The organism is Bacillus pretiosus (assembly GCF_052947655.1).
The window spans coordinates 240,659-247,500 of record NZ_CM129593.1; the positions used below are offsets into that span (position 1 = coordinate 240,659).

The window sequence follows — 6,842 nt, forward strand, 5'->3', positions numbered from 1 at the left end:
TTGATGTAGCGATAAGGAAGGTACATCTTCCATTCATTTATAGGGGCAAAGGGGCTGAAGTGATGAAAAGGCGTCTGTTTTTAGTTCTTGTCGGTTTATTAACCGTTTTTGTGTTGGCGGGTTGTATGGAAAAGAAACAAGATGATGTTGTGAGAGATTTAGAGGCGAAAGTAAAAGGGATGAAAAGTTATCAAGCTGAAGCAAAATTATCTATTAAAACAGGGAATGAGCCTCAGGAGTACAAGGTAGAAATATGGCATAAGGAACCTTCTTTTTATCGTGTGAATTTGCAGAATGCGAAAAAAGATCAAAGCCAAATTATTTTAAGAAATGAAGAAGGGGTATTTGTATTAACGCCAGCACTTAATAAGAGTTTCCGTTTCCAAAGTGATTGGCCGCAAAATAGTAGCCAGGCTTATTTATATGAATCCCTTGTGAGAGATATTTTGCAGGATAAGAAAAACCTTACTTTTGAAAAAACAGATAAGTATTATATTTTTAAAACAAAAACAAACTATCAACATCAAAACATGTTGCCGAAACAAGAGATTACATTGAAGAAAAGTGATTTAACACCAGTTTCGGTGAAGTTAATGGATAATGATCAAAATGTTCTTGTGAAAGTAGATTTCTCAAAAGTGAAATTTGATGCGAAATTTGATAAAGGTGCATTTGATACGAAACAAAATATGTCTAGAGCGCAAGTAGATGTTCAAACAACAGCGAAAGAAGACAAACCATTTGCTATTTTGTATCCGCGTGATACGCCGCAAGGTATGGTTTTGAAAGATGAAAAAGAGTTAAAGACAGACAGTGGCAAGCGTGCGATACTCACATACACTGGAAGTAAGAAATCCTTTACTTTGATACAAGAAAAGGCAAAAGTTGCAGAGGCTTCGTCAGCGATAAGTGTGAGCGGAGAATTGGTTGATCTTGGCTTTACAATTGGGGCATTGACGAAAGATTCTTTAACGTGGTCGCATAACGGAGTAGAATATATGCTCGTGTCTAAAGGTTTAGAGCCGAAGGAGCTATTAATGGTTGCTCGTTCAGTTACAGAAAAGCAAGTGAAGTAAACTTCTTAGACGTGGTGATATATGTGCACCACGTCTTTTCTTAGTTTGAAGGGTGGATTTCATAAAAGAAGCATATAAAAGAATAAGCTTCGCATATCGTGTATAAGGAAGTGTATTTATGGAAGAAGCACCATTTTACCGTGACACTTGGGTGGAAGTGGATTTAGATGCGATCTATAACAATATTACACACATTAAAGATTTCATTCCAAGTGATATAGAGATTTTTGCTGTAGTCAAGGCGAATGCATATGGACACGATTATGTACCGGTAGCTAAAACGGCATTAGAAGCAGGGGCGACAAGGTTAGCGGTTGCCTTTTTAGATGAAGCTCTAGTGCTTCGAAGGGCTGGTATTACTGTGCCGATTTTAGTGTTAGGTCCTTCCCCGCCTCGTGATGTCAATGTAGCTGCTGAAAATGATGTAGCATTAACTGTTTTTCAAAAAGAATGGGTGGATGAAGCGATCAAACTGTGGGATGGTTCATCTACAATGAAATACCATATTAATTTCGATAGTGGTATGGGGAGAATTGGAATACGCGAACGGAAAGAATTAAAAGGGTTTTTAAAAAGTTTAGAAGGTGCGCCATTTTTAGAACTAGAAGGAGTTTATACACATTTTGCAACAGCGGATGAGGTGGAGACTTCTTACTTTGATAAGCAATATAACACATTTTTGCAGCAGTTAAGTTGGTTGAAAGAGTTTGGAGTGGATCCTAAGTTTGTCCATACAGCTAATAGTGCTGCAACGCTACGTTTTCAAGGGATTACATTTAATGCAGTACGAATTGGCATTGCGATGTATGGGTTATCCCCGTCTGTAGAAATACGCCCTTTTTTACCGTTTAAATTAGAGCCAGCGCTATCACTGCATACGAAAGTTGCTCATATTAAACAGGTGATTAAAGGGGATGGGATTAGTTATAACGTCACTTACCGAACGAAAACGGAAGAATGGATTGCAACTGTTGCGATTGGATATGCAGATGGATGGCTTAGAAGATTACAAGGGTTCGAAGTGCTTATAAATGGTAAAAGGGTACCGATTGTAGGTCGAGTAACAATGGATCAATTCATGATACAGCTTCCTTGTGAAGTGCCGCTTGGTACGAAAGTTACACTCATTGGAAAACAAGGTGATGAGTATATTAGTGCTACTGAGGTTGCTGAATATTCTGGGACTATTAATTATGAAATTATTGCAACGATAAGCTTCCGTGTGCCGAGAATATTCATACGGCACGGCAAGGTTGTAGAAGTAATCAATTATTTGAACAATATATAGAAGGTAGTATGGTTTGCTTCTTGTCATTTGAGAGGACTGTTCATTGGTTAAGAATAAGCTCATTTTTGATGAGAAGCTTTTTACTTATCATTACTTTTAACATAATTTAACGTGAATTTTGCTGGGAAACTCTTTCGTTTCTTGTTTGTAATAAGATAAAAATAAAAGAATATGAATGTTTTGTTTGTGAATTGGAAAACATAAGCAAGGAATAAGGAAGTCTTTGCAACAGGCTCCATACAATGGTATTATTACAATAGGTGTCATATATATATTTGGGTGTGTAGTTGACGGTGGAGGTGTATTTTTGTGTCCGAATCAAGTGTAACTACTGAAATCGTGGTTCGGTTGCCAAAGCAAATGGTAACGGAATTGGACGGAATTGGAAAACAAGAGAATAAGAATCGCCATGAACTAATTTGCCAGGCAACACAACTGTTATTGCGTCAACATAAGACGAAGAAACGCTACCAACATGAATCAATGCGACGTGGGTACATTGAAATGGGAAAAATTAATCTTGGTATTGCATCGGAAGCTTTCTTAGCAGAGTATGAAGCAGCTCATACAGTAGAACGCTTAGTTAGCGGGGGGTAATATTTTGATTGTAAAACGCGGCGACGTGTATTTTGCAGACCTTTCCCCAGTTGTTGGTTCTGAGCAAGGAGGCGTTCGTCCGGTTCTTGTCATTCAAAATGACATCGGAAATCGTTTTAGTCCAACGGTGATTGTAGCGGCTATTACTGCACAGATTCAAAAAGCTAAATTACCCACTCATGTGGAAATTGATGCGAAAAAGTACGGTTTTGAGAGAGATTCTGTTATTTTACTTGAGCAGATTCGAACAATCGATAAGCAGCGCTTAACGGACAAAATCACTCACTTAGATGAAGTGATGATGATTCGTGTAGATGAAGCGCTACAAATTAGTTTAGGACTAATAGATTTTTAAATCGGCAGTTTAAGTTGCTCTCTTTACAGGGCAACTTTTTTTTATTATAGAGGAGGTTACGGTTGTATATGGAAATGGTAGATAATCGACAAGCGTTAATGAAAATGTTAGTGAAGGAATTAGGCTTTACCGAAAAGCAAGTTCGTCATGTTATTCAATTAACAGAAGAAGGTAACACAGTTCCATTTATTGCTCGTTACCGAAAAGAATGGACAGGCTCTTTAGATGAAGTGCAAATTCGTACAATTTTAGAGAGATGGCAATATATGATGCAGCTTGAAGATAGGAAAGAAGAGGTTCTTCGTCTTATTGATGAGAAGGGGAAACTGACAGGAGAGTTACGTCAGCAAATTGTTAAAGCTGTAAAGTTGCAAGAAGTAGAAGATTTATATCGTCCATATAAAGAGAAAAGAAGAACGAAAGCAACGATTGCAAAAGAAAAAGGACTAGAGCCGTTAGCTGAATGGTTATTGTTATATAAGAAAGAAGATCCAAATCAGAAGGCAGTGGAATTTATTAACGCAGAGAAAGAAGTGCAATCTGCAGAAGAAGCATTACAAGGTGCCCAAGACATTATTGCAGAAATCGTTTCAGATGAAGCAGCTTATCGTAGTTGGATTCGGAATGTTACTTTTAGAAAAGGTGTTATGTCTTCGTCCGTAAAAGATGAAGAGAAAGATGAAAAGAATATATATGAAATGTATTACAGTTATGAAGAACCGTTGCAGAAAGTAGTACCGCATCGTGTATTAGCGATGAATCGCGGTGAGAAAGAAGATATATTGAGAGTTTCTGTTGTTCCACCAGTAGATGAGATAGTAACTTTCTTATATAAGAGAGTAATTCGTGATAACGATTCTAAAAGTGCGCATTATGTAAAGTTAGCAATTGAGGATGGTTATAAACGATTAATTCAATCCTCCATTGAAAGAGAGATTCGAAAAGAATTAACAGAAACAGCTGAGGAACAAGCGATACATATTTTTTCTGAGAACTTACGTAATTTGTTATTACAACCTCCAATGAAAGGAAAGGTTGTGTTAGCTTTAGATCCTGCATATAGAACGGGTTGTAAATTAGCTGTTGTAGATGATACTGGGAAGGTTCTATATATTGATGTTATTTATCCGCATCCACCTGTTCGTAAATATGAAGATGCAAAAATGAAAGTTCTTTCTATTATAGATAAATATCAAGTTGAAATGATTGCGATTGGGAATGGTACAGCTTCTAGAGAATCGGAAGAATTTATAGTTGATGTATTACAAAATGTGAAACAAGAAGTCTTCTATATTATTGTGAACGAAGCTGGTGCGAGTGTGTATTCGGCCTCCGATTTAGCTCGTGAGGAATTTCCGAATTTACAGGTTGAAGAAAGAAGTGCTGTTTCTATTGGGAGACGTCTGCAAGATCCACTTGCTGAACTTGTGAAGATTGATCCTAAATCAGTTGGGGTTGGACAATACCAACATGATGTATCTCAAAAGAGGTTGAATGAATCATTAACATTTGTAGTAGAGACGGCAGTTAACCAAGTCGGTGTGAATGTAAATACAGCTTCAGTTGCGTTATTGCAATATGTTTCGGGTTTATCGAAAACTGTTGCGAAAAATATTGTGGCAAAGCGTGAAGAAGAAGGGAAATTTACAAAACGAACAGACTTAAAGAAAATACCGCGTCTAGGTGCGAAGACATATGAACAATGCATAGGTTTCTTACGTATATTAGAAGGGGCAAATCCGTTAGATCGAACGGGTATTCATCCAGAACAATATAAAAATGTTGAATTGTTATTGAAGAGTCTAGGGTTATCAAAAGATGACGTAGGGCAATTGCAATTACAAAAGAGCTTAGAAGAAGTGGAGATTTCTAAGTTATCGCAAGAAACGGGAGTTGGGGAGCCAACATTAGTTGATATTATAGATGCGCTCATTAGTCCAGAGCGAGACATGAGGGATGAGTTGCCTAAACCGCTTCTGAAAAAAGGGATTTTGAAATTAGAAGATTTAAAACGTGGTATGGAACTGGAAGGAACAGTTCGTAACGTTGTTGATTTTGGTGCTTTTGTTGATGTAGGTGTAAAACAAGATGGTTTAGTACATATTTCTAAACTAAGCAAACAGTATGTGAAGCATCCGTTAGATATTGTATCTGTCGGACAAATCGTCAAGGTATGGGTAGATGATATTGATACGAAAAAAGGTCGCGTTGCACTATCCATGTTGCCGATTGAATAGTAAGAGAAGAGAGCAGATGAAACTGCTCTTTTTTTATGGGATAAAACGTGTAATGGATTATGAGCTTTGATGTATTTTGCTATAATAAAACCAGCATTCATTTAGTAATTTAATTTGATACCGGTTTTTTTCAAAATATGCGCGTTGCATTTGTTTTTTTAGCCACGTAGGCATAGGAATCCCTCCTTGTTTAATCCTACTCTCAAAAATGTAAGGTACTATTGATGAGAGGTTGGTGAGTGGATTTCTATTCATGCTATATTTTTAGAAACCACGCTTCTTGAATGAGGATGGGTATATGTACTATTTAATATATGTATAAGGGAGGAGAAAAGTGTAAAAATATTTTTTAGTTTAGGAGGAATGAGAGTGGATGAGCAAGAAATACAGCGTCTGGTGGAAGAAGTATCACTACAATACTTCGGAATGCCATTTTTACATAGAGCTATGTTCAATAGTAGGTTGCGTACAACTGGTGGACGTTATCTATTGAATACACACAACATTGAACTGAATTATCGATATTACGAAATGTATGGGAAAGAAGAGTTAGTCGGAATCATTAAACATGAGCTTTGTCATTATCACTTACATATTACAGGAAGGGGCTATAAGCACCGGGATAGAGATTTTCGTGAATTGTTAAAAGAAGTTGATGCGCCACGCTTCTGTAAACGAATAATTAATGAAGAGAAGGAAAAAAAGGTTTATACGTATGAATGTATGGGCTGTTTGCTTCAATATGTAAGAAGACGTCAAATAAATACAAAAAGATATGTCTGCGGAAAGTGTAAAGGGAAACTGAACCTGATAAAGAAAACATCTTGACAGTGAAAACGCAATCCAGTATATTATAAACATGTCACGTTTGTACAAGATGTTGAGAAAAAACATCTTGACTTACGATAAGAAATTTTATAAGATACAAATTGTCTTTATTATTCCGCAGTAGCTCAGTGGTAGAGCTATCGGCTGTTAACCGATCGGTCGTAGGTTCGAGTCCTACCTGCGGAGCCATACAGAGAAGTACCCAAGTGGCTCAAGGGGCTCCCCTGCTAAGGGAGTAGATCGCTAACGCGGTGCGAGGGTTCGAATCCCTTCTTCTCTGCCATACATACTGGCCCGTTGGTCAAGTGGTTAAGACACCGCCCTTTCACGGCGGTAACACGGGTTCGAATCCCGTACGGGTCACCACTTCGGAGGATTAGCTCAGCTGGGAGAGCACCTGCCTTACAAGCAGGGGGTCGGCGGTTCGATCCCGTCATCCTCCACCATATAAATTATATAAA

7 protein-coding genes and 4 tRNA genes are annotated in these 6,842 nt (G+C 37.7%); 10 read left to right on the top strand and 1 reads right to left on the bottom strand.

The window, feature by feature from the left end:
• Positions 1 to 62 precede the first annotated feature (62 nt).
• The 5 genes from ACU8YW_RS01365 (at position 63) to ACU8YW_RS01385 (ending at position 5,553) form a co-directional block, all read left to right on the top strand.
• Complete coding sequence (locus ACU8YW_RS01365; RefSeq protein ID WP_000829111.1) at positions 63 to 1,076, top strand: LolA family protein; 1,014 nt, start codon at positions 63 to 65, stop codon at positions 1,074 to 1,076.
• A gap of 118 nt (positions 1,077 to 1,194) precedes the next feature.
• Positions 1,195 to 2,364, top strand: a complete 1,170-nt coding sequence (gene alr / locus ACU8YW_RS01370) for an alanine racemase (RefSeq protein ID WP_262720019.1) — start codon at positions 1,195 to 1,197, stop codon at positions 2,362 to 2,364.
• Positions 2,365 to 2,673: 309 nt separating this feature from the next.
• On the top strand, positions 2,674 to 2,961 hold the full coding sequence (locus ACU8YW_RS01375) for an antitoxin EndoAI (protein WP_000004570.1): 288 nt from the start codon (positions 2,674 to 2,676) through the stop codon (positions 2,959 to 2,961).
• Positions 2,962 to 2,965: 4 nt separating this feature from the next.
• Positions 2,966 to 3,316, top strand: coding sequence for a type II toxin-antitoxin system endoribonuclease NdoA (ndoA, locus tag ACU8YW_RS01380; protein WP_000635963.1), 351 nt, complete (start codon positions 2,966 to 2,968; stop codon positions 3,314 to 3,316).
• Between the two features lie 68 nt (positions 3,317 to 3,384).
• A complete protein-coding gene (locus tag ACU8YW_RS01385; RefSeq protein WP_141542686.1) occupies positions 3,385 to 5,553 on the top strand; it encodes a Tex family protein in 2,169 nt (722 codons plus the stop codon).
• 57 nt (positions 5,554 to 5,610) lie between these two features.
• Here ACU8YW_RS01385 and cmpA read toward each other — a convergent pair whose 3' ends face one another.
• Positions 5,611 to 5,727: a cortex morphogenetic protein CmpA gene (cmpA, locus tag ACU8YW_RS01390; protein ID WP_001143642.1), complete on the bottom strand. Its 117-nt coding sequence runs from the start codon at positions 5,725 to 5,727 to the stop codon at positions 5,611 to 5,613.
• Positions 5,728 to 5,922: 195 nt separating this feature from the next.
• Between cmpA and ACU8YW_RS01395 the strand changes: the two genes are divergently transcribed.
• From ACU8YW_RS01395 to ACU8YW_RS01415, 5 genes are all read left to right on the top strand, one after another.
• Positions 5,923 to 6,381, top strand: a complete 459-nt coding sequence (locus ACU8YW_RS01395; protein ID WP_000344252.1) for a SprT family protein — start codon at positions 5,923 to 5,925, stop codon at positions 6,379 to 6,381.
• 114 nt (positions 6,382 to 6,495) lie between these two features.
• Positions 6,496 to 6,570 (top strand) — tRNA-Asn (locus ACU8YW_RS01400).
• Between the two features lie 3 nt (positions 6,571 to 6,573).
• Positions 6,574 to 6,664: transfer RNA gene (locus ACU8YW_RS01405), tRNA-Ser, on the top strand.
• An 8-nt stretch (positions 6,665 to 6,672) separates the two neighbouring features.
• A tRNA-Glu gene (locus tag ACU8YW_RS01410) sits at positions 6,673 to 6,747 on the top strand.
• Positions 6,748 to 6,751: 4 nt separating this feature from the next.
• Positions 6,752 to 6,827 (top strand) — tRNA-Val (locus ACU8YW_RS01415).
• Positions 6,828 to 6,842 lie beyond the last annotated feature (15 nt).

Excerpts from the sequence above, each read along its gene's own strand:
- alr (WP_262720019.1), top strand. The coding sequence starts at position 1,195 with ATGGAAGAAGCACCATTTTACCGTGACACTTGGGTGGAAGTGGATTTA.
- cmpA (WP_001143642.1), bottom strand. The coding sequence starts at position 5,727 with ATGCCTACGTGGCTAAAAAAACAAATGCAACGCGCATATTTTGAAAAA.
- ACU8YW_RS01385 (WP_141542686.1), top strand. The coding sequence starts at position 3,385 with ATGGAAATGGTAGATAATCGACAAGCGTTAATGAAAATGTTAGTGAAG.
- ACU8YW_RS01365 (WP_000829111.1), top strand. The coding sequence starts at position 63 with ATGAAAAGGCGTCTGTTTTTAGTTCTTGTCGGTTTATTAACCGTTTTT.